Source organism: Tundrisphaera lichenicola, from assembly GCF_051175385.1.
GTDB classification, from domain to species: domain Bacteria; phylum Planctomycetota; class Planctomycetia; order Isosphaerales; family Isosphaeraceae; genus Tundrisphaera; species Tundrisphaera lichenicola.
On the sequence record NZ_CP195106.1, the window covers coordinates 6,853,745 to 6,879,549 of the forward strand.

Annotated in this window: 17 protein-coding genes; 12 read left to right on the forward strand and 5 right to left on the reverse strand. The window is 67.2% G+C overall.

Annotation, left to right across the window (positions count from 1 at the left end; translation table 11 throughout):
* Positions 1-29: 29 nt before the first annotated feature.
* Positions 30-896 (reverse strand): uroporphyrinogen-III synthase, encoded by an 867-nt coding sequence (locus P12x_RS27270; protein ID WP_435008178.1) that lies wholly within the window; start codon positions 894-896, stop codon positions 30-32.
* Between the two features lie 1,055 nt (positions 897-1,951).
* Here P12x_RS27270 and P12x_RS27275 point away from each other — a divergent pair.
* The 3 genes from P12x_RS27275 (at position 1,952) to P12x_RS27285 (ending at position 6,843) form a co-directional block, all read left to right on the forward strand.
* The gene (locus tag P12x_RS27275) at positions 1,952-4,222 is read left to right on the forward strand and encodes an ATP-binding protein (RefSeq protein WP_435008179.1); all 2,271 of its coding nucleotides are present in this window, start codon (positions 1,952-1,954) and stop codon (positions 4,220-4,222) included.
* A 3-nt stretch (positions 4,223-4,225) separates the two neighbouring features.
* Positions 4,226-4,675, forward strand: coding sequence for a response regulator (locus P12x_RS27280; RefSeq protein ID WP_435008180.1), 450 nt, complete (start codon positions 4,226-4,228; stop codon positions 4,673-4,675).
* Between the two features lie 206 nt (positions 4,676-4,881).
* The gene (locus P12x_RS27285; RefSeq protein ID WP_435008181.1) at positions 4,882-6,843 is read left to right on the forward strand and encodes a response regulator; all 1,962 of its coding nucleotides are present in this window, start codon (positions 4,882-4,884) and stop codon (positions 6,841-6,843) included.
* Between the two features lie 17 nt (positions 6,844-6,860).
* Here P12x_RS27285 and P12x_RS27290 read toward each other — a convergent pair whose 3' ends face one another.
* Positions 6,861-8,519, reverse strand: coding sequence for a hypothetical protein (locus tag P12x_RS27290; RefSeq protein WP_435008182.1), 1,659 nt, complete (start codon positions 8,517-8,519; stop codon positions 6,861-6,863).
* A gap of 791 nt (positions 8,520-9,310) precedes the next feature.
* Entirely contained in the window at positions 9,311-9,907 is a 597-nt protein-coding gene (locus tag P12x_RS27295) for an RNA polymerase sigma factor (protein ID WP_435008184.1), read from the reverse strand.
* Positions 9,908-10,203: 296 nt separating this feature from the next.
* Here P12x_RS27295 and P12x_RS27300 point away from each other — a divergent pair, with 296 nt between their 5' ends.
* The 9 genes from P12x_RS27300 to P12x_RS27340 all read left to right on the forward strand — a co-directional run bounded on the left by P12x_RS27300 (position 10,204) and on the right by P12x_RS27340 (position 23,320).
* On the forward strand, positions 10,204-13,662 hold the full coding sequence (locus tag P12x_RS27300; RefSeq protein ID WP_435008185.1) for a protein kinase domain-containing protein: 3,459 nt from the start codon (positions 10,204-10,206) through the stop codon (positions 13,660-13,662).
* A gap of 188 nt (positions 13,663-13,850) precedes the next feature.
* Positions 13,851-15,929, forward strand: coding sequence for an FG-GAP repeat domain-containing protein (locus P12x_RS27305; protein ID WP_435008186.1), 2,079 nt, complete (start codon positions 13,851-13,853; stop codon positions 15,927-15,929).
* 90 nt (positions 15,930-16,019) lie between these two features.
* Positions 16,020-16,625, forward strand: coding sequence for a hypothetical protein (locus tag P12x_RS27310; protein ID WP_435008187.1), 606 nt, complete (start codon positions 16,020-16,022; stop codon positions 16,623-16,625).
* Positions 16,626-16,837: 212 nt separating this feature from the next.
* Positions 16,838-17,887: a S1C family serine protease gene (locus tag P12x_RS27315; RefSeq protein ID WP_435008188.1), complete on the forward strand. Its 1,050-nt coding sequence runs from the start codon at positions 16,838-16,840 to the stop codon at positions 17,885-17,887.
* 377 nt (positions 17,888-18,264) lie between these two features.
* Positions 18,265-18,855, forward strand: a complete 591-nt coding sequence (locus tag P12x_RS27320) for a TetR family transcriptional regulator C-terminal domain-containing protein (RefSeq protein WP_435008189.1) — start codon at positions 18,265-18,267, stop codon at positions 18,853-18,855.
* 130 nt (positions 18,856-18,985) lie between these two features.
* The gene (locus P12x_RS27325) at positions 18,986-20,047 is read left to right on the forward strand and encodes a sigma-70 family RNA polymerase sigma factor (RefSeq protein ID WP_435008190.1); all 1,062 of its coding nucleotides are present in this window, start codon (positions 18,986-18,988) and stop codon (positions 20,045-20,047) included.
* A 149-nt stretch (positions 20,048-20,196) separates the two neighbouring features.
* Positions 20,197-21,498: a PP2C family protein-serine/threonine phosphatase gene (locus tag P12x_RS27330; protein ID WP_435008191.1), complete on the forward strand. Its 1,302-nt coding sequence runs from the start codon at positions 20,197-20,199 to the stop codon at positions 21,496-21,498.
* Positions 21,499-21,636: 138 nt separating this feature from the next.
* Complete coding sequence (locus tag P12x_RS27335) at positions 21,637-21,759, forward strand: hypothetical protein (RefSeq protein WP_435008192.1); 123 nt, start codon at positions 21,637-21,639, stop codon at positions 21,757-21,759.
* Between the two features lie 502 nt (positions 21,760-22,261).
* On the forward strand, positions 22,262-23,320 hold the full coding sequence (locus P12x_RS27340; RefSeq protein ID WP_435008193.1) for a PEP-CTERM sorting domain-containing protein: 1,059 nt from the start codon (positions 22,262-22,264) through the stop codon (positions 23,318-23,320).
* A 95-nt stretch (positions 23,321-23,415) separates the two neighbouring features.
* Here P12x_RS27340 and P12x_RS27345 read toward each other — a convergent pair whose 3' ends face one another.
* Both P12x_RS27345 and P12x_RS27350 read right to left on the reverse strand, forming a co-directional pair.
* Entirely contained in the window at positions 23,416-24,429 is a 1,014-nt protein-coding gene (locus tag P12x_RS27345; protein WP_435008194.1) for a ThuA domain-containing protein, read from the reverse strand.
* Between the two features lie 19 nt (positions 24,430-24,448).
* Positions 24,449-25,738, reverse strand: coding sequence for an alpha/beta hydrolase family protein (locus P12x_RS27350; protein WP_435008195.1), 1,290 nt, complete (start codon positions 25,736-25,738; stop codon positions 24,449-24,451).
* Between the last annotated feature and the right edge of the window lie 67 nt (positions 25,739-25,805).

Here is a 25,805-nt window from a genome sequence, read left to right on the forward strand (position 1 = left end):
ATGGCCTGCCGGCCCCGGGTGCTCGCCCCTCAGGCCGGAGGGCGAGCCTTGCCGGATTCTCGCCAACGGGTGGCCAGCGCGGCCACCAGGTGGCCCATCTTGGGGTGTTCGGGCTCAACATCGACCGGCAGGCACCGGGCCTTCAGGGTCTCGGTCGTGGTCGGTCCGACCGAGCCGACCACGACCGAACGACCCAGGGCCTGGCGGATCTCGGCCTCGCGGCCCATCTCGGCGGCCACCTGGAGGAGATGGACGACCTGCTGCGCCGAGGTGAAGGTGACGGCCCCGATGCGGCCCTCGGCAACCTCGACGATGGCCCGCCGGAGCGGCCCTGAATCCTCGGGGAGGCTCCAGCGATAGACCGGGATCTGGGTGACGGTCGCGCCTCGGGCCTTCAGTCCGTCGATCAACTCCGGGTTGGGCTGGCCGTATTCCTGGACCGCGACGCGCAGGCCGTCGACGGGGATCCGTTCGTCGAGGACCTGGAGGAGGTCGCGCCAGGTATTGGGCTCGGGGGCCTGGAGGTCGACCCGGACCCCGAACTCGCGCAAGGGGACCAGGGGCTTTGGCCCTCGGATCGCGACCTTGATCCGGCCGAGTGCGGCGAGCCACTCCTCGCGGGCGTACTTCGTCTCGATTTCCTGGGCCAGGTAACGAGTTCCGACACCGGTCAGGAAGACGACGAGGTCGAAGCCCCCGCCGATCAGGGAGTCGGCGAAGGCGAGGGCCTCGGGGTTCCCGCCGATCGGGATCTCGCGGAGCGCGGGGGCCTCGATCGGCTCGCCGCCGTGCTTGCGGATCAGGTCGGCCATCAGCCCGGCCATCCGAGCCTCGAAGCAGGCCACGCGGAGCCCTGCGAAGCCGGTCGGGGTCGCTGGGGGGATGGGCTGGTTCATGTCGTACGGGACCTCAAGGGGAAATCCCCATCGTAAATCCAGCGGGCTGGGGACGTCGAGGCCTCGGCGCAACTCCGGGAGACCGCCTGACCGTTAGGATACTGATTCGTGGTAGACGAGGGTTATGAGCCAACGCCAGACGAATTCCGGGTCTTTCGAGAATCCATGCTCCCCGGGAGCCGATCGAACCTCCCCCTCGGAGGGACGATCCTTTCCAGGATCGATCGCGGGACAGGTTTGCGTTCCTTGCGATTTGCCGGGACTCGGCTGCACCATGCCTATGTGTGTTCAAGATCGCGGGCGGCAGGCCCCACGTTCCGACCCGTCCTCGCGAGATAGGGGTCGATCATCGAACGAGCCCCATCAGGCCCAATCAGGCTGGTTCCGGTTCCCCCTGGACGGATCGATTCGTCCTGGAGCCCTTCGATAACAGCAGGGTGAACCGATCGAAACCCGTCGGGCTCCAATCGAAGATCGGGCATACCGAGGACCGGAGGCCGGTCCGAGCGGCTGAAACCACCCGCATCGAAACCCATGATCTCCACGAGACCTACGACATCCAGAGGGTCTCGACCGAAGAGACCCTGGGCGGCGACTTGAACCCATTTCGTCTCGGCAGGCCGAACCCAATCCGCCACACCAGCCTCGGCATAGCCCCCGGTTAAGATGGCCTCTTCCGACGGCTTGACATGCTTCGTGACAAACAATAACAATAACCAAACAATGCTTGACGATCGTGGCCATGATCGGTCGACAATCTTTCCGTGCGATCGTTCGAGCTTGTTCCATCCGGTTCGCCGGCGTGCCCAACTCTGACAAGCCTCCAGGCATGTGGGTTGGTCGTTCCGGAGGGCCTCGCCCCGGCGTTGGGGCATGATAATCTTTTGAGTGCCGACCCTTTTTGGGTTGCTCCCAAATCCGTCAAGGTATGGCATTTGCCGTCAGTGGTTCGATTCCTAGAGTGAGTCGTGCTTCAGGTGCAGATAATTCGGGAGCGATCCTGACCCGTGCGTCGGGCCGTCGTGGCGAACCAGAGAAAAGGAGCGGGCCGGGCCATGACCCCAAATATGACGGTTCCGCCGCACGATTTCGACCTCTCGGATTGCGCCCAGGAGCCGATCCAGAGACCCGGCAGCATCCAGCCACACGGCGTGCTCCTGGTCCTGGCCGAGCCCGACCTGGAGGTGATCCATTCCAGCCAGAATGTAACCGTGATGCTCGGGCGCGAGTTGGAGGACGTCCTGGGCCATCCGGTCGACGCGTTGCTCGGTCCTGAGTTGGCCCGGTTGCTCCGGGATTCGGCCACCAATCCCTCGCTGGAACGAACCCCTCTCTTCGTGGGTAAGGGACAAATCCCCTCGGATGGCGGGGGCAAGGCCTTCGACGCGATCGTCCACCGTTCCGATGGGTCCTTGATCCTGGAACTTGAGCCCGCCCCGGCGGACGAACTGGCGACGTTCCGCAACCTCTACCCCCTGGCACGGACGTTCCTGGCGGCCCTGGACGACGCCCACGGGGCGGTCGAGGCTTGCCAGCTCGCCGCCGAGGAAGTCCGGCGGATCATCGGGTTCGACCGGGTCTTGATCTACCGGTTCGACCGGGATTGGAACGGCACGGTGATCGCGGAAGACCGGAACGAGGCACTCCCCTCCTATCTCGACCTGCGGTTCCCGGCCTCCGATATCCCCGAGCAGGCCCGGAACCTCTATCGAGACAGCCGAGTCCGATTGATCGCCGATTCTCGATACGTGCCGGTCCCGATCATCCCGGCCGGCGATCCCCCGCTGGACCTGAGCTTCGCGGCACTTCGGAGCGTCTCGCCGATCCACCTCGAATACATGGTGAACATGGGCACGGCCGCCTCGATGTCGATCTCGATCCTCCATCACGGCCGACTCTGGGGCCTGATCGCCTGCCACCACAAGACACCGAAGGTGGTCCCCTACGAGGCACGGACGGCGGCCGACTTCCTCGGCCAGGTGCTCTCGACCCAGGTCACGGCCAAGCAGCAGCGCGACGAATACGAGCATCGGATCGCCCGGAAGGCCGTGCAGGTGAAGCTCCTGGCCGGGATGACCGCCGCGCCGGATTTCGTGGCGGGGCTCGCCGCCCAGAAGGATGACCTGCTCGAACTCGTCGAGGCGCAAGGGGCGGCGATCCTCCACGAGGGGCAATGCACGCTCCTCGGCGCGACCCCGTGCCGGAAGGCGATCGAACAGATCGCCGACTGGCTCGAACGCGAGGGGCGAGACGATCTCTTCGCCACCGAATCGCTGGCCCTTGATCTCTCGGTGGACGCATCGGTCGTCGAAGTGGCCAGCGGCGTGCTCGCCATCGCCATCTCGAAGATTCACCGGGGTTACATCTTCTGGTTCCGCCCCGAACTGGTCCGGACGGTGACCTGGGGCGGCGACCCGAACAAGTCGGCGGAGACGGTCGAGGGGGGGCGGATTCATCCCCGGAAATCGTTCGAGGCGTGGAAGGAGATCGTCCGATTTCGCGCGGCCCCCTGGCAGGCGGCCGAGATCGAGGCCGCTGCGGAGTTGCGCAACGCCATCGTCGGGATCGTCCTCCGTCAGGCCGAGGAGCGGGCCCAGCTCAGCGCCGAACTCGAGCGGAGCAATCGCGAGCTCGAAGCCTTCTCCTACTCGGTCTCGCACGACCTCCGCGCCCCGTTCCGGCACATCGTCGGCTACTCCGAGATGCTGCGCGAGGAGGATGACGCGAGGCTCAGCGACGAGGGACGGCGCTACCTCGATACGATCGTCGAGAGCGCCCAGTACGCCGGGACCCTGGTCGACAACCTCCTGGCGTTCGCCCGGATGGGCCGGACCACGATCCATCCGGTACCCATCGACATGAATACGATGACCCGCGAGGTGGTCCGGGTGTCGATGACCGAGGCCGGCGATCGCAAGATCCGCTGGGAGATCGGCCATCTCCCGCCGGTCGAGGGCGACCTGATGATGATGCGGCTGGCGATGGCCAACCTCGTCTCCAACTCCGTGAAGTACACCCGACCCCGGGACGAGGCCCTCATCAAGATCCAGGCCGAGAGTCGGGGTGGAGAGGTCATCTTTTCCGTGAATGATAATGGCATCGGATTCGATATGAATTATGCGGACAAGCTCTTCGGCGTCTTCCAGAGGCTCCACCGGATGGAGGACTTCGAAGGCACCGGGATCGGGCTGGCCAACGTCCGGCGGATCATCTCTCGCCACGGCGGCCGGACCTGGGGGGAGGGGGAAGTCGGCCGGGGAGCGACTTTCTATTTCTCCCTCCCCAAATTGCGCGAAGAGAAGGCTACCTTGACGGAGCCGGAGTAGAAGATGTTGAAGCCGATCCTGCTAGTTGAAGACAATCCCAAGGATGTGGAACTTTCCTTGGTGGCATTGGGCAAGAGTCAGTTGGCCAACGAGGTGGTCGTGGCCCGCGACGGTGCCGAGGCGTTGGATTATCTCCGGGTCCAGGGCCCCTACAAGGATCGGCCCCAGGGCAACCCCGCCGTCGTCTTGCTCGACCTGAAGTTACCCAAAATCGACGGCCTCCAGGTCCTCGAGCAGATCAAGGGGGACCCGAACCTGCAAAGCATCCCGGTCGTGATCCTGACCTCCTCGCGCGAGGAGAAGGACCTGCTCCGGGGCTACAAGCTGGGCGTGAACGCCTACGTGGTCAAGCCGGTGAGCTTCAAGGAATTCATCGAGGCGATCCAGGAGCTGGGCGTCTTCTGGGCCCTGATCAACGAGCCGCCCCCGGGGAGCCTCCGGACCAAGCGATAAGGCCTTCGCCGGGAGGTCCCCCGGCCCCTCGGGTGAGGAATTCGATCCGCGGTGGCATCCGATTCGCTGTAATCCGTCGGGCCCGCCGATCCGGACGGATCGTAGGAGTTTACCCGGGAATGTGAGCGTCAAATTAGATGAAGGGTTGATGGAGCGGGAGAGGAGTGAAGCCCCGCACCGAGACCGCCCGCCGAGGATTAAAAGTCTTGAGCCCGACGACCATTCTTCATCTGGAAGACAGCTCGCTCGACGCCGAATTGATCCGATCCCGACTGGCCAAGATCGGCCTTCGCCTGGAGGTCACGCGAGTCGATGGCCGAGAGGAATTCGCCGCCGCCCTGGGGTCTCGCCGCTTCGACCTGATCCTCGCCGATTACGCGCTGCCGGGCTTCGACGGCCTGGCGGCGCTGGAGATCGCCCGCTCGACGGCCTCGGACACCCCGTTCCTGTTCGTCTCCGGGATGCTGGGGGAAGAAGTCGCCATCGAGACCCTCAAGAACGGCGCGACCGATTACGTGCTGAAGCAACGGCTCGACCGGCTCGCTCCGGCGGTCCTGAGGGCGCTGGACGAGAGCCGGGAGCGGGCCGACCGACGGCGGGCCGAGGCGGCCCTCCGCGAGAGCGAGAGGATGCACCGCCTGACCCTGGACAGCGTCCGCGACTACGCGATCCTGACCATGGACATCCGGGGGCGGATCACCGGGGCCAACGCCGGGGCCCGGGCCGTCCTGGGCTACTTCGAGGAGGAGCTGATCGGCCGACCGATCGGCCAGATCTACATCGCCGAGGACGTCCGGAACGGCGTCCCCGACCGCGAACTCGAACGCGCCGGGGCCCGGGGGGGCGACGACCAGGAACGCTGGCATCTCCGGAAAGACGGCTCGCGATTCTGGGGGAGTGGCCATATCACGCCCCTGCTCGACGAGTCGGGGCAGCTCCGGGGCTTCACCAAGGTCGTCCGCGACATGACCGAGCGGAAGCGGGCCGACGAGGCCCTCCGGGAGGCCGACCGACGCAAGGATGAGTTCCTGGCCATGCTCGCCCACGAGATCCGCAACCCCCTCTCGGCGATCCAGAACGCCTCCCAGCTCGCCAGGGTCCCGGGGATCTCGGCGGAGAAGATCGAGTGGGCTCGCGAGGTCATCTCCAACCAGGTCCGTCACCTCGCCCACCTGGTCGACGACCTCCTGGACGTCTCGCGAATCAATCGGGGAAAGATCCGCTTGCGCGTCGACCAGGTCGACCTGGTCGAGGTCGCCCGCCGAGCGGTCGAGACCGCCCGGCCGACGATCGAGGATCGGGGCCACGAACTCTCGACCACGCTCGGGCCCGAACCGCTGATCATCGAGGGCGACCCGACCCGGCTCGAGCAGGTCCTCATCAACCTCCTGAGCAATGCCGCCAAATATACCGAGCCCGGCGGGCGGATCGCCCTGACCGCCGCCCGCGAGGGAGAAATGATCCGGATCGACGTCCAGGACAACGGGATCGGTATCGGATCGGAGATGCTGCCCCACGTCTTCGAGCTTTTCGCCCAGTTCGACCGGTCGCTGGATCGGACTCAGGGAGGACTCGGGGTCGGGCTGACCATCGCCCAGCGCCTGGTCGAACTCCACGGCGGCACCATCCAGGCCGACAGCCCAGGGCTGGGGATGGGCAGCACCTTCAGCGTCCGCCTACCCGCGGCGGTGGCCGTGGACCGGCCCGAGCCGGCGAGAACAGCCGAGAGCCGGTCCGTCCGACCCGGCTCGCGCGTCCTGGTCGTCGACGATAATCTGGCCAGCGCCTCGGCCCTGGCCGATCTGCTCCAGATGTCCGGCTACGATGTCGATCTCGTCCACGAGGGCCGGGAGGCCATCGCCGCCGCCCGGTTGCGCCGCCCGGAGGTGGTCCTTCTCGATATCGGCCTACCCGGGATGGACGGCTATCAGGTTGCCGAACAACTCCGATCCGAGGAGCCGACGAAGCGGGCGACCATCATCGCGATCACCGGCTATGGCGAGGAGCAGGCCATTCGCCGATCCCGCGAGGCCGGATTCGACCACCACCTGGTCAAGCCGGTCGACTATCAATCACTGCTCGATCTGATGATCAAATCGGACAGATCCCGGTCGGCTTCGATCGGAAATGGCCACCCCGGATGGGGTGGCCTCCGACCGGAATCCTGAAGCGATCCCAGGCCCGATCAACCGCGAGGGCGACGGATCGACCGGCCGAACGACATGATCTGTTGCCCGACGGCGCGGGACATCGCACCCAGGCCCTTGGCCCCTTGGGCCCTGGTCACGATGCCCGAGCCCGTCGCGTTCGATCGCGCCCCGCCGGCTCTCGCGACGGCGGCGGCGCCCGTGCCGCCCTTGGCCACGGCACCGATCGGGAGCGAGCGGCCCGGCCCCTTGGCTATCGTCCTCGGCGAGACGGCCGAGTAGGCGAACATCGGATCGGCGATCGCGGGCGGGGCCACGGGCGTCGCCGGCGGATCGGTGGGGGTGGCCGCGACGTTCGTGGCCGCGGCGACCGAGGTGACGGCGGCATCCGTCGTGGTCACGGCGGCATCGGTCGTGGTCACGGCGGCGTCGGTGGCCGCGGCAGGCGGGGCCGAGTTCGGGGAGAATCCGGCGAAATCCGACCGGGTCCCCAGGGTCATCGGGCCGGCCATCATGGGCCGCACGCCCGAGGCGGGATCGGTCGATGTCACGGACGTCGCCCTAGCGGCCAGGTCGGCCTTGATCGCCTCCTGATCCGCGGCGATCGTGGCCCGGTCGGCGTCGGTGACTCCGGCGGCAAGCTGGACCGCTTTCAGGCTATCGGTCAACTGGGCGAGCAATTCGTCCGACACGCCCTGGCTCTTGAAGACGGCATCCTGATCGGCCTGGATCTGGGCGATCTGATCGGCGGTTGGCCCTCCCGGGTTGGCCTGGGCCGTCTTGATATCCGTCTGGAGGGTCGCCAGTGCCGTGGCATCGGCCGTCCCGGTCGCCGCGGCCTGGACCGCCTTCAGGCTATCGCGGACCGCGGCCTCCAGAGCCGGGGTCACCTGCGACTTGTCGTGGATCGCCTGCAAGTCGGTCCTCAGCTTCTCCATGTCGGTCTGGAGCGGCGTCGGAGTGGCGGTCGAACCCGTGCCGGCGGGGTTCCCCTGACCGAAGGATATCGGAATATCGTGACCAAATCCGCTCGAGCCTCCCCCGAAACCGTTGCTCATACCCCCGACATTGCTCCCTGGGCCGAACTGTCCGCCCGAGGCGTCGGCTCCGGGCATCCCCGGTATCGCCTGCCCGGGGCCCTGCTGGACGAATTGCCCGCCGAAGCCCCCCTGGCCGCCGAAGGCTTGGCCACCGACTCCGGAGATTCCCATCAACCCCATTCCGGAGCCCAGCTGATTCCCCTGCCCGCCGAGGCCGCCCAGGGCATCGGCCCCGGGCATCGCCTGCATCCCCGGTATCGCCTGCCCGGGGCCCTGCTGGACGGATTGCCCGCCGAAGCCCCCCTGGCCGCCGAAGGCTTGGCCACCGACTCCGGAGATTCCCATCAACCCCATTCCGGAGCCCAGCTGATTCCCCTGCCCGCCGGGGCCGCCCAGGGCATCGGCCCCGGGCATCCCTGGCACCGACTGGGTAGCGCCCTGTGTGCCAGACTGCCCTCCGAGGTTCCCCTGGTCGCCCCAGAATACCGAGGGAACCTGGCTCAGCCCCGTCATCGAAACGTCGGCCGCGCCGTTCATCCCGGTCGGTGGCAGTCCCGGGACCATCCCCATGTTGGCACCGGCCGTCAGTAACTGGCGGCCTTCGAGCGACTCGCAGGCCGGGTTCTGGGGCAACTTGGTCCGTCGGTTCGGATTCATGGCAACGTCCTTGTCCTGGAATCGGATCGCGGATCACCGGCATCCTACCGGCGGTCCCCCTGATCCCCGACCGGGCGTTGCGTCATCATAAAAGGTCGTCGATCATGGCCTCGGATCGAGGTGGAAAAACGAGGAGCGCCTTGCCTCGGATTCCACGACGCGCCCCCCGACGCGACGTATCCTCCGGCCCGTCCGGGTGGTGAGACCCGGTCGATCACGGCTCGGCAACTCCCCGTGGCTCATCGACGGGGCCGGCGTCCTGGACGCGGCGACCTCCGCCCGGTGATCAAGGCCCGGCCACCCTCAGCCGGGCCAGAGTCGGATAGTAACAACCGACTCTCGATACGCTTGTGATTTCGTTTCGGGATGATGAGCGAGCTTCCCCGAGCCTCTCCGACCTCCGAGATCGAACCGCTCGTCCTCGCTCATTCCGTTCGCCTTGTATTCGAGTCCGGTTCGCGGTTCGCCCGGGAGGAGTATCGTCCTCCTGGGCTCTGGCCGTCGGATCTCTCGCCAATCAATACGGGTCGAGCCGCGGGGACCTTACAGAGGAGCCCGAGAAAAATCCCGACGGTATGCGAGCCTCGCGCCGGATCGTCGATGCGCGACGCCGCCAGCCGCCCGGATGGTCCGGCGACGATGGCACTTGGAGTGGCCGGGAGTCGGTCACGGATCCGTCCGGCGGGTGCGCGGAGATCCTGGGACACCACCGGAGTCTGAGTCCGATCGAGTCGGGAGGCGGCTTACCTCTCCCCTCGAAGGTGAGACAGCGGCGTGTTCAATAGCCCCACTCAATCGCCGTGGGCAGCCTCGAGCTTCCGGATCTCTTCCTTGAGGAGCTTCTGGACCCGGTGCTTGGAGACGAAGACCGAGGCGACGCTGGCGGCCAGCCGGCCCGACGCCTCGGCGCCGGAGAGGCCTTCGAGGGCGGTCAGGCGGAATGCCTCCCAGGTCGGTCGGGAGACTTTCCCCTGGACCCGATGGATGGCGATCTCCATCAGCTCTCGATCAAAAGTTTCCTCGAACCGTCTCTTCAGGTCGGCTCGGGCCTCCAATGACTCCAGGCGCTGGATGATCCGGCTATCGGACCCTCGGTAGCGATCGGAGATCTCGTCGCTCCAGGCCCGCTGGGTGATCGTCTTGAGCCAGGCCCGGAAGCATCGCGAGGGGTCGTACTGGAATTGCTCCAGCTTTTCGGTGAGCTTGGCCAGGACATTCTGCGCGACGTCCTCGGCGTCGGCCCCCTGGAGCCCCCACTCGCGGCACCAACCGCAGATCATCGGGCGATAGCGCCAGACGAACCGTTCCCAGGCGGCGGCGTCCTTCGGAGCCCGACGGAGCGTCTCCAGGAGCGTGATCGAGGTCTGGGAGTCCGACCATTCCGCCATCGCCATCCCTCCGAGATCCCGGGTCGTCCGTCAACCCGGGCCGATCGGATCGAGCCTTGCGGCGTCTCCAGAGACCCCGGCGAAATCGCCGAGCATCGCTGATGATAAGTTATCGAGATTACCCAGATCTGACGACATCAGGAAGCCGGATGACCGGATTTGTCGCGATATTCCGAACTTCCTTGTAAGGTCCAGCCGCCTCGACCGGTATAATCCCCAGCGGGGCATCGGTCCCCGGCGGATCGAGCCAGCCTTGCGGCAACAGGGAAGTTACCCCGCGACGAGAGCCGACCCCCATGATTCGCTGCCCCGGCGATGAACGCCTTGTTCAACTCCTGGAGGAGCAACTCGACCGCCGCGAACAGCGGGAGGTCGGGCGGCACCTCGAGCGCTGTAGCCGGTGTCAGGAGACCCTGGAGGAATTGACCCAGGACCGAATTGGCCTGGAAAGCTGGGCATCCTGGGGCGACTCGACTTCTTCCTCCATGGCTTCCTCACCAGGGGACTCGGCTTGTGGAGGACGATGGCCCGTCCCGAGCTTCCAGCCCGTCTCCCATGCTCCAACCCTGGCGAGCCTGGCCTCCGAGCCCGAGATCCTCGACCAGGGTTGCCCGACGGTCGAGGGTTACGAGATCCTGGGGCGTCTGGGCCAGGGTGGGATGGGGATCGTTTACCGGGCCCGCCAGCATGGCCTGGAGCGGATGGTCGCCCTCAAGATGATCCGGGCGGGCGTGCACGCGGCGCCCGAGCACCTGGCCCGGTTCCGGATCGAGGCCCTGGCCGTGGCGCGGCTGCGTCACCCCAACGTCGTGCAGGTTTACGATATCGGGCAGGCCGACGGCCTCCCCTTCGTGGCGCTCGAGCTGCTCGAGGGGGGTAGCCTGGAGGCCCGAATCGGAGGGACCCCGCAGCCTGAGCGGGAGTCGGCCGAGCTGCTCCTGACGCTGGCCGGGGCGGTGGCCGCGGCCCATCGGGCCGGGGTGGCCCATCGCGACCTCAAGTCGGCCAACGTCCTGTTCGACAAGGAAGGGACGCCCAAGGTCACCGACTTCGGGCTGGCCAAGCGGCTCGACGAGGAGGACGGCCCCACTTATTCCGGGCAGGTGATGGGCTCGCCCAGCTTCATGGCACCAGAGCAGGCTCGGGGGCAGGGCCGGGTGGTCGGGCCGGCGGCCGACCTCTACGCGCTGGGCGCGATCCTCTACGAGATGTTGACGGGTCGGCCCCCTTTCAAGGGTGCCTCGGCGATGGAGACGCTTTATCAGGTCGTCCACGACGAGCCGGTCACTCCGTCGAGGCTCAGGCCCGGGGTCTCCCGCGACCTGGAGACGATCTGCCTGAAGTGCCTGATCAAGGAGCCCCACCGCCGCTACCCCGACGCCGAGTCGCTGGCCGATGACCTCCGCCGGTTCCTGGAGGGCTCTCCGGTCCATGCCCGACGGACCGGGATCCGCGAGCGGATCGGGAAGTGGGTCCGTCGACAGCCCGCCGCCGCCGCCCTGGCCGGGTTCGTGCTGCTGATCCTCGTCGGGGTGTCCTTCTTGGGGCTCCGGGTCCTCGATCGCCAGGAGGCGAGGGCCCGCGAGGTCGAGCGGCTCAAGCTGGAGGGGGAGCTGATCCTGGATCGATCCGACCGGGCGCTCCGCGAAGGTCGATGGCAGGATGGGCTGGAACAGCTCCCCGGATTCGTCGGCCTGATCCGCGGCAAGCCGGGCCTGGAGCCGATCCGGGATCGGGGCGAGCGGACGATCCGGGCACTCCGCGAGGGGGTGGCCGAACAGGCCCGACGCGACCGGGCTCGCGCCGATTTCGATCGGTTCGCCCGGGCTCGGCACCATACCCAGCTCCTCGACACCCAGCTGACCGGGGCCGGGCTGTCCCGCGACCTCGTGGCAACCCGGCATGCCGCCCGCGCCGCGCTGGAGGTTTTCTCGGCCCAACAGGCCGACGGCCGGTGGATTCCGGCCGAGCTTCCCCCTTCTCTTTCCGAGTCCGAGCGGGCCGAGATCCGCCGGGGCCGACACGAGATGTTGCTGATCTGGGCCGATGCGGAGGCCCAGCCGGCCCCGGGCGAGGACCCGCTTCGCCAGGCCCATCGGGCCCTGGAGATCCTCGAAAATGCCCCCGCCCATCACCCCTCGACCCGGGCCTACCACCTGCTCCGCGCCAGTTGCCTGGATCGGCTCGGTGATTCCAAGGGGAGCGATCAGGAGCGGAAGGTGGCCGAGCAGGTCCCGTCTTCGGACCCTTACAGCCGGGTCCTGATCGGGCAAGATCTCTATCGTCGGGGGAAATGGTCAGCCGCGATCCTCGAATTCGAGGCGGCGCTTCAGGCCGAGCCGGACCTGTTCCGCGCCCAGCTCCTGCTGGCGGTCTGCCAGATCCAGATCGGGCGTCCCGATGCGGCCCGGGCCCATCTCACGGCCTGCATCAATCGCGAGGTCCGGGCGATCGGCCTCTACATGCTTCGAGGCTTCGCCTACGGCGAGGAAGCCTACGAGAAATGGAAGCAAGCCCGCGATGCGGTCCCCAGCCCGCCCGCGCTGGAGGAGGAGGCCCGAGGGCTCTTCGAGGCCGCGGAGCACGACTTCCGGACCGCCCTGAAGTTGAATCCCGGCCCCGATGAACTCTACGGGCTGCTGGTCAACCGGGGCGCCCTCCGGATCAGGAGCCAGAGGCTGGACGAGGCCGTGTCCGACCTCTCGCAGGCGGTCGAACTCCGTCGCGAATCGATCGCGACGCACGTCCTGCTCGGCCAGGCCTACCGGCTCCAGGGGCGTCCCGACGAGGCCATCGAGGAGTTCTCCCGCGGGATCGCCCTCAAGCCCGACCTGCCTTCACTCTACCGGAGCCGGGCCCAGGCCCGGCTCGACCGGGGCAAGGGCCGGGATACTCCCGAGGCCCGAGATCGAGCGATGGAGGATCTCTCCGAGGCGATCCGGCTGGAGCCGCCCGACTCTCCCGAAGCGGTCGCCGACCGGGCTCGCCGGGCCCGACTCCTCCATCAGGCCGGCCGCCACCGGGAGGCCCTGGCCGATGCCGCCGAGGCGCTCCGCATCGACCCCGCCCAGGCCGAGGCGCTGCTGGTCCGGGTCAACGCCCACTACGAACTCAAGGAGTACGCCGAGGTCATCGAAGCCTGCAACGACGCCCTGGCCCGCGACCGGACCTCGCCCGACCTCTACGAGCTGCGCGGCCTGGCCCGGGCCAACCGGATGGATCACTCCGGCGCGATCCAGGACTATACCCAGGCCCTGGCGCTGGACCCGAGCCGTCACAAGCCCTTGCTCCACCGGGGCTGGGCCTATGCCCTCTCCGGGGCGCCCAAGCTCGCCCTCGACGACTTCGACAAGGCCGTCCGGATCGCCCCGGATGACCCCGAGGCGTACAACGGCCGGGGCCTGGCCCGGGTCATCCAGGGCGAGCATCGACTGGCGGTGGCCGACGCCGAAGAGTCGCTCCGGAAGGGGCCGACCGACCACCGGGTCGCCTATAACGCCTCCCGGATCTTCGCCAAGGCCGCCGAGGTTGCCCTGGCCGAGTCCCTCCGGCGTGGGATCGGCCTCCGACAGCTCGCCGAAGACTACCAGGATCGCGCGCAAGCCCTGATCCGACTGGCGATCGAGCGGCTGCCCGACGATCGACGCGCCGACTTCTGGCGGGACGTGGTCCAGCACGACCCCGCGCTGGCGGCGATTCGCCGACGGCCCAAGTTCTCGCAGCTGGCCGGCCAGTATGGACGACTGGCCAAGTGATGAGATCGTCCGAACCCGAGTCGAGCCGGAATCGAGGAGGGGGCACGCCCGTGGACCACTTCGCCTATCGAACGAGGTCGGCACTGGCGACCCGATTCCCGGAAATCGCCCGCCGATCGGCCCCGATCCATCGAGGGCCCTCCGGGGCGAGACAGGATGCCGCCACCAGGGAGGAGTGCGTAACACCGATGAATGCCGTCTTCCCGATCGCGAAGAGGGAGCGCCGCCCGGTCTCGGGTCTCCGGAAGTCCTCGCGGGCTTTCCGGCCGAACTCCTCGGCCCTGGAATCCCGAGCCTTGCTGTCGTCCTTCGATTACACGATCTCCGGCGTACCCTCCCGTGCCGCCCTGATTAACCTCCTCACTCCCTCGTCGCCCCCCCCTTCGCTCAATCTGACGGGCGGTTGGCATTCGGGTAACGCGAGGCCTCCCGGCTCCAATCCGCACGGGCCGGATGGCCCCGGCTCGGATGGCGCAGGTCCGAAACTCGCTCCTCCGATCGGGACCTTATTACCCATCGGCCCCGAGCCCGATAACCCGGCGAAGAACCGGGTCGGGCTGGCTGCGGCCGAGGTTGAGATCAACGGCACCATGACGCCGGAATTCGCGCTCGCGGACGCGATCCGAGGAGTCGTCCTGGTGAAGGTCGGCTTCGAGGGGGAACCGAGCACCGTGCTCACGACCGCCGACGGGATCAACGGACCGGCGTTGGTCCTACTTCAAGATGTCAACGAGGACACCATACCCGATCTCGTCGTCGCCAATTCCGGCGGCGACAATGTGCTGGTCTTCCCCGGCCTGGTCGGCGGCGGGGTCGGCCCGGAGTTGAGCGGGGGGAAAGGCTTCGCCGTCGGGCGCGACCCGGTCGCGCTGACCGTCGGCGACGTCAACGGCGACAGGGTCCTCGACCTGGTGGTCGCCAACAAGGGCTCCAACAACGTCACCATCCTCTTCGGCCACGGCGCGGGGCCGAGCTGGACCGCCGATCCGGGCGAGGTCCTGGTCGCCGGAGATGCCCCGGTCCGGATCGCGCTCCAGGACGTCAATGGCGACCGCAAGCCCGAGCTGTTCGTCCTCAATAGTGCCTCCAATAATGTGAGCGTCTACCGGCGACTCGAAGACGGCACCTTCGGTAGTTATGGAGGCGGCCCGATCGCCGTCGGGCTGAATCCGTCCGAGATGTTCGTCGGCCATTTCGACCGCCGGTCGGGATACGACCTGGTCACGGTGAACACCGGGTCGAACAACCTCTCGTACGTCTCCGACGTCGGCATGCTCGCCCCGCAAGCGATCTCGATCGATCTCGGAGGCATCCAGCCGATCACCGGGTTCTCCAGTGACCTCAACCGCGACGGGGTCCTCGACCTGGTGGTCGCCAGCAACGACGGGCGAATGGCCATCCTCCAGGGTGGACGGTCGGGGCTCGAGCTATCCGGCGTGATCAGTCGGCCGGGTTTCGCCTCGCCGACCGCCCTGGCGGCCGGTAACGAGATGGGCAGTTTCTACGCCGCCGGGACCGAGGGTGACCTGGCGCAGATCCTCAGCTTCAACCTCGGGCTGTCTTCCGATCTCCAGCCGACGCCGATCGAATGGCCCTCCGGGGGCGACCAGATTGACCTGATCGCCCGGCTCCTCCCGTTCGGCAACTCCGGAGTCGACCTGATCGCCGTTCTCTGGGACGACGCCCGATCCCAGCGGAGAAAGTCGTCGGAGGTGTCGGACCATGAGGCGGCCTTGCCGGTCCCCTGCACGAAGATCGAGGAGACCGACGAGGAAGGTCGGGTGGAGGATGAAGAACCTCCCCTGGAGGAAGAACCCCCGACGACCGACGATCCCGACGCCTGGGCCCGGTACGTCCTGGGACTGGACGAGGCGCTGGACGAGCCCCGCGACCTGCTGATCGCCCTGGCCGAGGCGCTCGAAGAGACCGGAGACGGCCAACCGTCGAACCTCCGGGCCCGACCCGAGATCGACCCCGATCAGGAGGCCACCACCCGGGCATTCGACGAGGCCCTCGATACGCTCCGCTCCGAATTCGCGGACCCCTCGGAAGCCGGACCCGACCCCGGGGAGAGCGAAGGGGAAGGGGCCGAAGTCCCGGCCCGACGGCTCGACCTCGACTCGATGCCGCTCGTGGCCTCGTCGGTCCTGCTCGCGGGCCGACTGATCCTCCAGGCGTCGCCACCCCACCCCACCACGATGCGCCGACGTTCCGGCCGAAGGCTCGTTCCGGTGACACCGGGCGAGGATCGACCGACGTTCCTATAATAGAGTGAAGAGGGATCGGGACCAGTTCCCGGGTCGACCGGCGATCCGCCGGAGGCCGGGTCGTGGCCGGGGTCCCCCGGGAGGATCGCGATGAACCTCATCCTTCGGCGGATTCCGGGAGCGGCCCTGGCCATGGCCGTTCTCCTCGGGGCCGCCTCCGAGGCCCCCGCCCAGTTCGGCTACTCCGCCTTCGGCTTCGGGGGCGGATTCGGCTATGGTTACCCCGCCTTCGGCTACGGCTATCCCGCCTTCGGCCTGGGCTACACCAGTTACGGCTTCGGTTACGGGGGCGGCCCGGGTTTCGGCTATCCCGCCTTCGGCTACGGTGTTGGCGGCCTGGGCTACGGATATGGTGGCTATGGTGGCTTCGGCAACGGAGGGTTCGGCGGGCCGATCCTCTCCGGCTACGGGTATGGGGGCTACCCCGGATTCGGGAACCGTTACGGGATCTATTCCCCCGGCTACATCGGGACCGGGGCGGCCGGACTGGGCTATCCGGGGATCGGCGGGACCAACCCCTATTTCAGCTTCGGGCTCTCGCCGCTCGCCGTCTTCAACGCCTCGGCCGAGCAGACGCTCCGAGGCCCGCGGACCCCGATCATCCAGTATCGGCGGAGCTACCAGGGTCCGGCTCCGACGACCCCCGCGCCCGGACAACGGGTCGGTACCGGGACGTTCACACTCGAGGACCGGTAGCCGCTCGCGAGGCTCTCGCGTCGTCGAGCGATCGGCGACCGGCCCGGCCCGTCGACGGGGACCCGGCTGGCCGTTCGCCGCACGCATCCTGCTAATTGACAAGAGTTTCCAAATTCGGCGCCGCACCGCTTCGCCGACTTCGGCCCATGCCCACTTGTCGAAATTGCCGGCCAGCTCTAGAGTTCCCACCGGACCGATCGGAGGGAATGATCATGAGCATCGAAGTGATGGACTGGGCCGGGGCTGCGGGGCCGGGAGACGAGATCCGAGACGTTGCGTCGGGACGCCTCGGATCGCCGCCCCTGGATGATGCGGGATTGCTCGACGCCTACTCCGGCGCGGTGGTCGGGGCCGCCGAGCGGGTGAGCCCCTCGGTCGTCCATATCGAGAGTTTCCACCGGGCTCGGGGCGGCGACCCCCGGCGGGCTCGCGAGGGACGGGGGACCGGGTCGGGCTTCGTCTTCACGACCAGCGGCTACATCCTGACCAACAGCCATGTCGTCCACGGGGCCGACCGGGTCGAGGTCACGCTGGCCGACGGCACCCGCCACAAGGCCGACCGGGTCGGCGACGATCCCGGGACCGACCTCGCCGTGGTCCGGGTCCACGCCGGCGATCTCGCCCCGGCCGCTCTCGGGGACTCCCAGACGCTCCGGGTGGGCCAGGTGGCGATTGCGATCGGCCATCCTTATGGGTTTCAGGTCAGCGTCACGGCGGGGGTCGTCAGCGCCCTGGGGCGTTCGCTCCGATCGCAGTCGGGCCGCCTGATCGACGACGTCCTCCAGACCGACGCGGCCCTGAACCCCGGCAACTCGGGCGGACCGCTGGTCGATTCGCGAGGGTCGGTGATCGGCGTCAACACGGCGATCATCCCCTCGGCCCGGGGGATCTGCTTCGCGATCGCGATCAACACGGCCAAGTTCGTCGCCGGTCGCCTGATCCGCGACGGCCGGGTCCGCCGGAGCCGGATCGGTGCGGGGGTCCAGACGGTCCTCCTGCCCCGTCGACTGGTCGACGCCCATGACCTCGACATCAACTCGGGAGTCCTGATCGCCGCCGTCGAGCCGGGAGGCCCCGCCGATCGGGCCGGGCTCGACGAGGGAGACGTGGTGGTCGGATTCGAGGGTCGGCCCGTCGCCGGGCTCGACGACCTCCACCGCCTACTGACCGAGGAGCGGGTCGGCCAGGTCGCCTCGATCGACGTGCTGAGGGGCGGAGGGCTGATCGCCCTGGACATCGTCCCCGCCGACTCCGGGGAGTGAAGTCGGCTCGGTCGACCTGGACCGAGCGTGATCAAGCGACTCATCGACGGCTCTACCGGCGACGGGAGACCGCGGGCGTGGGGACCGCGATCGGGTTCCGATCCTGGAGATCATCCCCAGCCCCGCAGGTCGACTGGGCCAGATCGCCGATATTGCCGATAGCATGACCTTCGTCGTCAGGCCGCGAGCCGACCTCATCACCGGCCCGTCGCCCGACTTGGTTTCGCAAAAACGACGATCGGACAATTTTCGAGGATCAATTATCGATAATCCCCTTGAAATCTCTAGACGACCGGTCTATTATCTAGAGGTCGAGAACGGAGAGCCGTTCGGACCACGAGGTCCGGACCGATCCTTTAGCCGGAAGTGGGCGTAGAATGAGTCGGGAGAACACGCGGGACATTTTACTGGAGGCGGGCAAGAAGACTTTCCTGGAAAAGGGTTACAACAATTCCGGGCTCGAGTCGATCTTGCAGGCTGCCGGCGTCCCCAAGGGCTCGTTCTATCACTATTTCGGCAGCAAGGAAGAGTTCGGGCTGAGAGTGCTCGAACGGTTCGCTTCCTGCTATGACGAAAACCTCAGTCGCTATCTGAGCGATGCCTCGGTCCCGCCGCTGGATCGGCTCAGGAATTACTTCGAGGCCGTTTGCGAACGGCTTGAGTCGGATCAGTGTCGAAAAGGATGCCTGGTCGGCAACCTGAGTCAGGAGATGGCCGACCAGAGCGAGACGTTCCGGGCCCGCCTCGAAGAAATCTTCGAAAGCCGGGTCGATCGGTATGCAGCTTGCCTCCGAGAAGCTCAGCAAGCGGGTGAGATCGGATTGGATCTCGACGTTCGCGAGCTGGCCGAATTCTGGATGAATAGCTGGCAGGGGGCAGTTCTCCGGGCCAAGTCAACGCGGAGCACCGCTCCGCTTCGGATTTTCCTGAGCGTCATGTTCGGGAATATCCTGCAAGCCCGGACGTGATCCGGCGACGAATCACCGGAGATTCGGGCCTTCGATCGGTGACGGTCGGGGCGATTGAGCGTAACCGGTATGTCGAATCGGGATCGGGTTCAGCTCGGGCTGCCAGACGCGTGCCCGAAGATTGGGACTAATGACCATGGACGCCCCTAGCACCGCTTCGAAGTTGGCCACCACCCCCGCTCGGACCCCTCGCCCGTCCTCATTCGACGAGGCGGCCAAGGCTCGGGCGTATCGCCAGTATCTCCAGGGCATCTCGGTCGAGACCCTGGCCGATCAGCTGGGTCGTTCGACGGCTGGCGTCCAGCGGGCGATCAACGAGATGCGGGCCTCGCGACTGCTCGAGCAGAAGATCGAGGCCATGGCGAATCCCAGCTTCGACGACCCCAAGGCTCGGGCCGAAATCCTCGCGCCGATGCCCGTGCCCGCCGAGGGTAAGGCGACCCGCAGGGTCAAGCCGCCCGAGGGGGTGCCCCCTTACCTGGCCAGCCTCTACGACGTGCCGTTGCTCTCTCGCGAGCAGGAAGCTCATCTTTTCCGCAAGATGAACTATCTGAAGTACCGGGCCCTGAAGCTCCGCGACGCGATCGATCCGGCGAAGGTCAGCACTTCGACCCTCGACGAGATCGACCGGATGTTGGAGGAGGCCCTGGTCGTCAAGAACCAGATCATCCGGGCCAATCTCCGGCTGGTCGTCTCGATCGCGAAGAAGCACGTCGGCCGCTCCGACAACTTCTTCGAGCTGGTCTCCGACGGGAACATGAGCCTCATCCGCGCCGTCGAGAAGTTCGACTACGCCCGGGGGAACAAGTTCAGCACCTACGCCTCGTGGGCGATCATGAAGAATTTCATCCGGTCGATCCCGATCGAGAACCATCGACGCGATCGGTTCGTCACCGGCCACGACGACCTCTTCGAGGCCGCCGCCGATAACCGATCCGACGAGCACGAATACGAGAGTGCCCAGAGGCGGATGCGCGACGCGGTCAAGGGGATGCTCGGCCGCCTGGACGACCGGGAGCGGCGGATTATCGTCAGCCGGTTCGGCCTGGACGGCGTCGGCGAGCAGACCCTGGAACAGCTCGGCCGGGAGCTGGGCGTCACCAAGGAGCGGGTTCGTCAGCTCGAGGCCCGCGCCCAGAGCAAGCTCCGCAAGATCGCCATCGAAGAGCGGCTCGAAGCGACCGTCTCCTGAGCCGAACGTCGCCCCTCCCCGGGCGGCGTTCGCCCGAATCGAAATCCATAAGAACCTGGCCCCTCCGACCCCACCGGGTCGTCGAGGGGCCGAATGCTTCCCGGATCGTCGCGGTATCATCCCGACGCCCACACCCTCGGACCATCTCCATGATCCCCGACACAAGCTTCTTCGACGGCGGAGACGGCAGCGACGAGAAACGGACGCTCGATCACATGGTCGAGACCATGCGCGCGATGAGCCTCCAGGATGACCCCCAGGCGATGGTCCGCACCTACGGCGCGCAGATGCGCCGTTACCAGCGTACCGACGGCTTCGTCGCGCTGAGTCGTCGCGGGCTGGAGTACCCCAGGTACCGGGTGACCCGCTCCAGCACCTGGGAGAAGGAAGTCGACCCCTGGAACGAGAAGGACCGCCTGCCGATCCTGGAAGGCGGCCTGATGGGCGAACTCCTCTATGGCGACGTCCCCCGGATTATCGACGATGTCCGGGTGGCCGACGACGACCCGGCCCGACCCTTCATCGGCGAAAACCGGTCGGTCATGGCCATCCCGCATTACGACCGGGGCGTCGGGCAGAACATGGTCCTGATGCTCCGGAAGGAGCCGCACTCCTTCCCGCCCGAACAGTTCCCCGACTGGTTCTGGATGAGCAGCCTCTTCGGCCGGGCCACCCAGAACCTGGTCCTCTCGGCCGAGTTGAAGAAAGCTTACGAGGTGGTCGAGCGAGAGTTGAGGGTCGTGGCCGACATCCAGCGGTCGCTCCTGCCCAAGACGATCCCGACGATCCCGACGCTCGACATGGCCGCTTTCTACCAGACCTCGCAGTGGGCCGGGGGCGACTATTACGACTTCTTCCCCTTGCCCGATGGCAAGTGGGGCCTCCTGATCGCCGACGTCAGCGGCCATGGGACCCCCGCGGCCGTCCTGATGGCGGTCACCCACAGCCTGGCCCACGGATTCCCCGGCCCGCACGATCCCCCGAGCGCCTTGCTGAGCAAGGTCAATCATCAGCTCTCGACCCTCTACACGGCCGACAACGAGGCCTTCGTCACCGCCTTCTACGGGATCTACGACCCGGCCACCCGCCGCCTGAGCTACTCCAGCGCGGGGCACAACCCGCCCCGGCTCAAGCGGTGCGGCGACACCACGATCGAGTCGCTCGACGGGGCCCAGCGGCTCCCGCTCGGCCTCTTCGCCGATGAGGTCTATGAGGACTTCACCATCACCCTCCGCCCCGGGGACCGCCTGGCCTTCTACACCGACGGGATCACCGAGGCCCTCGCGGCCGACGGCCGGATGTACGGGCTCGCCCGGCTGGACGCGATGCTCAGCCGCTGCGGCCGGGACGCCCGAGGGCTGGTCGATGACGTGGTCGACGACGTCCAGGCCTTCACCCTCGGCGTCCCCCCCTCCGACGACCAGACCCTGCTGGGCGTGACCGTCTCATAATGGCCGGGGATTCCTCCTCGATGCCTCGGTTGCGAGCCCGCGTCGCCCATCGGAGCAAGAGCCCTTGCTCGCGGACTTCCGATTGGCGACGATACCGGGCTCGTTTCGTCCCCGATGCCCCCAAGGGAGTACCCGACCATGCCCCGGACCGATTCTCGGAAGGCCAACCAGCGCCGGAGATTGCAGAAACAGCGTCAGCAGGTCCGGACCCGGCTCAACGAACTGAAGGAAGCCCCGAAGTCCGAGACCGCCTCGTCCTGAACGCCACCCGATCGGATCGGGCCACCCGAGACGGCCGCCGGTGCTTCCAGCGGCCTCTCTCTTCCCTCCGGAAAAAAACTCCGAAAATCTCCAAAAAACATTAAAGTCTGCCCCATCCCCCTTCTCGGAACTTCCTGCCGTGAAAGGATTTCCGAGGTCCCAACCGATTCTGGAAATCCTTACAATCTCGACGGTCGGAACAAGATCATTCCCAGGCCCGCCTGATCGACCGATCTACTAGTTGTCAGCAGATTTGCAATTGGTCGGCGATGTTTCCGAAGCTTCGCGCCCCTTGCGGCACAGCATGTGCTATTGAGATAGAGCGAAAATCAGCACGCCCGACATCACCTCTCCCCTCCTCGCCCAGCACAAAAAACAATTCGTTCGCAATCGTTCTCGCCGGGACTTCCCGGTGGGCGTTCGCCACTGAGGTCGGTGGCGATTGGTTTCCGCGTCGCCAGGATGGCGGCCCCCCGCGGAGCACGAACATGGAGGTTCGGGCATGAAGGTCGCTAAGGTGAGCGTTCTGGGCCTGCTGATCGCCGGATGCTTCGGAGGCCCGGCCCTCGGGGGTCCGATGCTGGTCCTGGGAACTTTCTCGACCCAGCCGACGATGGGGGTGGCCCCACCCTCGACCCCTTCGCGGTCGGGCTTCGCCCCGGCCTGGATGTCCTCACCTCTTCGACTGGGTGTCTCGGATCAACCGAACGATCAGCCCGCCCCGGCGGCCTTCAGCGCGGCTCCGGCTCCGACATACCTCCCGCCTTCGACGAATTCGGCCGATTCCGCCCCCCCGGCCTTCGCCCGTCTCTCGTCCGCCCCCGCCCCCGCGGCCGCCCCTCCGGGCCCTTCCAGCTACGACGCCTTCCTCAACCTCGGGAATGGCCCGTACCCGAACTCCGAGACGCTCACGACCGGCAACGCCAAGCCCTGGTATCAGAGCCAACCGGTGGCCAACGTCTACGGTGGGCCGCTCAATTCGCAACAGCAGGCCGACTTCAACAACGCCGTGCTCCAGAGGGTCGATCAGACCTTCCGACTGAGCGGCGTCCCGGTCTCGCTGACCACCGACCCCAACGCACAGGCCGCCCATACGCTGAGCGTGGTCGGCAACACGGCCAACCCCTCGATGCCCGGCGTGATCGGGATGACCTACATCGGCGGGAACGGGTTCCACTTCATCGACCAGTCCGCCAACTCGGCCCGGACGGTCGACCAACTCCAGTGGATCGTGGCCCACAACGTGGCCCACGAGCTGATGCTGGCCTTCGGCGTCCCGGAGGTCCACGACCAGTCGGGACGATACATCGACTCCACGACCGGCAACTGGCTGATGATGACCGACCCCAACGCCCGGTTCAGCCCCGAGGCCGCCCAGGCGCTGCTCTCGAAGGACTTCCAGAGCAAGGATTCGACCCCGATCCTGATGGGTGCCCAGCTGATCGATCCCGAGCCGGTGCCCGAGCCGGCCACGCTGGCCCTCTGGGGCCTCGGCGGCCTGGCCGCCTGGGTCGCCCACCGAGGCCGGGCCGGTCGTCGAGAGGCTTCGGCCTCCGCCTGAGGCCAAGAGTCGAGACCGACTGAAAGACCGAGGGCCGATGGAACAGATCCATCGGCCCTCGGTCCTTTGAGGTTCGGCCATCCCCTGACTCAGGCTCAGCGTGCCTTGAGATCGGCGGGCTTCACGCCCTTGGAGAACTTGTCGTTGCCGAAAGCGGTGGGGTGGAACTCGCCGACGATCGCGACATCGGACTCGGCCGGGATCTGGTCCTCCAGGCCGACCGCCCAGTAGGCGGCGTTCACCAGCATCCGACGGGTCCCCGGGCTGGCCAGGTCGGTCGCGGCCCCCATCGTGGTGGTGAAGATCCGGGCGGGCTTGCCCGACTCGCCCGTGAAGGACTTCACCCAGGCCACCGGCATCATCGGGTCGTTCTTCGGCCCTTCGATCGGCTTGCCGGTCGGCGTCATATCCTCGACGACCTGTCCGAGGACCAGCGGCTTGCTGTCGCCCGGCAAGGGGAGGCGGACCCCGTAGACGTCGGTCGGACCCCAGATGTCGCCGTCCTTGATCCCCCGGAGGATCGGGTGGCTCTCCGCCCCCGGCACGATCAGCCCGCGAGTGCTCTGCTTGCCGTGCGATCCGTGGTGGCTGATCCAGGTCTCGCCCAGGACCTGCCGCCCGAAGCCGCCGTCCCACTCCTTGCTGTTGAACGAGTAGCGGGCGTACTTCTTCGGCCCCTTGATCATGAAGGCGTGCGTCGCCGTCCTCATCCCGATGATCGGCCGGCCCGACTCGACGTAATCGACGATCTCCTTCATCTGGTCGTCGGGGAGGTCGCGGAACCTCGTGGCGATGATCATCAGGTCGGCCTTGCGGAGGGCCTCCAGGCCGGGGATGTTGTCCGACCGGTTGGGGTCGATCGACCCGTCCTTGCCGACCGCGAACAGCACGGTGCAGTTGAATCCGTGGTGCTTGGCCAGGATCTTCGCCAGTTGCGGCAGGCCTTCTTCGGATCGGTACTCTTCATCGCCGCTGATCAGGACGACATTCTTCCCCTGGCCGGGGCCTTGGCCGCCGGGGTAAACCACCCACTCGTCGTCGGCGAGGGCCAGGGGGGCCACCAGTCCGACCAGAACGAGGGCGATCGGGATTCGGGCGAATCGGGACATGGAGAGGTTCCTCGAGGGTTCAGGGTTTGCCGAGCTGCTTGTCGGCGTAGTCGAGCCAGACCTGCCAGTCTTCAGGGCCCATGGAGTGCTTGCCGGGCCGGATGTGATAAGCCAGGCGATCGCCGACCAGGCGGCCCGGCTCGGGCATCCCGGCCTCCCCGATCCCCGCGACGCCGAGGAGTCGATAGACGGGCTCGGCGGCCTTGAGGACCTCGAATTGCCCGGCGGGATTGGCCCAGGTGTCTTCGACGCCGTTGGTCAGCAGGACCGGCCGGGGGGCCGCCATGGCGACCAGGCCATTCTGGTCGAAGGGGAGCCGGTCGACCTGATCGTTGAACTTCTTGAACTCGTCGTCGAACCAGTGGGGGAAGCGATCGTTGATCTGAGAGACCTGCTCGCCGACCTTCCCCCGGCTCGGGGCCGAGCCGCCGCAGCCGGCCTGGTGGCTGACCACCAGCGCGATCCTCGGGTCGAACGCCCCGGCCAGCAGCGCGGCCTTGCCCAGCCGGGAGTGGCCGGTCACGGCGATCCGGCCCGGATCCAGGTCGGAGTCGGTCCGGAGGTAGTCCACCCCCCGCATCAGGCCCCACGCCCAGGCACCCACCGCCCCCCACTCGTTCGGGCCTCGCTTCGAACCATCACTCCCGTCATAGTGCGGGAAGACCCCATCGGCGAATCCCGGATGATCCGGGGCGATGTCGCCGCAATAGATGGTGGCCAGGGCGTAGCCCCGGTCGATCACCTTCTCGATCGACCAGACGTCGGCCTGCTTGCCCCGGCCGGCATCGGTCGCCTTGTTGTCCTGGACGCCCGGGCCGTTCGGGGGCATCCAGACCGTCGGCAGGGCGATGGTCGGGTCGTCGATCGCGGCGTGATTGCCCTGGAAGTTCAGCCCCAGGAAGACCGGCGCGGGCTTTGACCGCTTATTGGGCACGACCAGGAGCAGGTGGATCTTCGGCGTCGCGGGAGGCCCGAAGGCGATCGTCACTTCCTTCTTGGTCGCCTTCCCGCCCAGGTAGTTGCGGTCCTCCCGATCCACGGTCCCCTGGACCGAGGGGGGGGCCGCGGGGAGGTTCCCGTACATGTAATGCTGGAAGAGCGCCTTCAGCTCGGGCCGTCGGCGTTCGGTCCATTGCTCGGGCGTGGAGACCCGCGAGCCGTCGAACATTACGAGCGGGTCGGGCAACCCGGGGTGGCTCGGCAGTTGGGCGGGCTCGGGGAATCCGGCTTCGGCCATCTTCGCTCCCACGATCGGAGCCGTCAGGAGGATCAGGACTCTCGCCGCCGCGAAGACCTGGGGACGTCGCATGGGTCGGGGTCTCCGGTTCGGGTGGATCGGGCGGGGACACAGCGGGCACCGCGTCGACACGAAGGCC

Bases quoted from the DNA above. Each gene is read 5' to 3' on its own strand.
- P12x_RS27310 (WP_435008187.1), top strand. From the start codon at position 16,020: ATGAACCTCATCCTTCGGCGGATTCCGGGAGCGGCCCTGGCCATGGCC.
- P12x_RS27320 (WP_435008189.1), top strand. From the start codon at position 18,265: ATGAGTCGGGAGAACACGCGGGACATTTTACTGGAGGCGGGCAAGAAG.
- P12x_RS27270 (WP_435008178.1), bottom strand. From the start codon at position 896: ATGAACCAGCCCATCCCCCCAGCGACCCCGACCGGCTTCGCAGGGCTC.
- P12x_RS27350 (WP_435008195.1), bottom strand. From the start codon at position 25,738: ATGCGACGTCCCCAGGTCTTCGCGGCGGCGAGAGTCCTGATCCTCCTG.
- P12x_RS27315 (WP_435008188.1), top strand. From the start codon at position 16,838: ATGAGCATCGAAGTGATGGACTGGGCCGGGGCTGCGGGGCCGGGAGAC.
- P12x_RS27345 (WP_435008194.1), bottom strand. From the start codon at position 24,429: ATGTCCCGATTCGCCCGAATCCCGATCGCCCTCGTTCTGGTCGGACTG.
- P12x_RS27275 (WP_435008179.1), top strand. From the start codon at position 1,952: ATGACCCCAAATATGACGGTTCCGCCGCACGATTTCGACCTCTCGGAT.
- P12x_RS27300 (WP_435008185.1), top strand. From the start codon at position 10,204: ATGATTCGCTGCCCCGGCGATGAACGCCTTGTTCAACTCCTGGAGGAG.
- P12x_RS27305 (WP_435008186.1), top strand. From the start codon at position 13,851: ATGAATGCCGTCTTCCCGATCGCGAAGAGGGAGCGCCGCCCGGTCTCG.
- P12x_RS27280 (WP_435008180.1), top strand. From the start codon at position 4,226: ATGTTGAAGCCGATCCTGCTAGTTGAAGACAATCCCAAGGATGTGGAA.
- P12x_RS27330 (WP_435008191.1), top strand. From the start codon at position 20,197: ATGATCCCCGACACAAGCTTCTTCGACGGCGGAGACGGCAGCGACGAG.
- P12x_RS27340 (WP_435008193.1), top strand. From the start codon at position 22,262: ATGAAGGTCGCTAAGGTGAGCGTTCTGGGCCTGCTGATCGCCGGATGC.
- P12x_RS27295 (WP_435008184.1), bottom strand. From the start codon at position 9,907: ATGGCGGAATGGTCGGACTCCCAGACCTCGATCACGCTCCTGGAGACG.
- P12x_RS27335 (WP_435008192.1), top strand. From the start codon at position 21,637: ATGCCCCGGACCGATTCTCGGAAGGCCAACCAGCGCCGGAGATTGCAG.
- P12x_RS27325 (WP_435008190.1), top strand. From the start codon at position 18,986: ATGACCATGGACGCCCCTAGCACCGCTTCGAAGTTGGCCACCACCCCC.
- P12x_RS27290 (WP_435008182.1), bottom strand. From the start codon at position 8,519: ATGAATCCGAACCGACGGACCAAGTTGCCCCAGAACCCGGCCTGCGAG.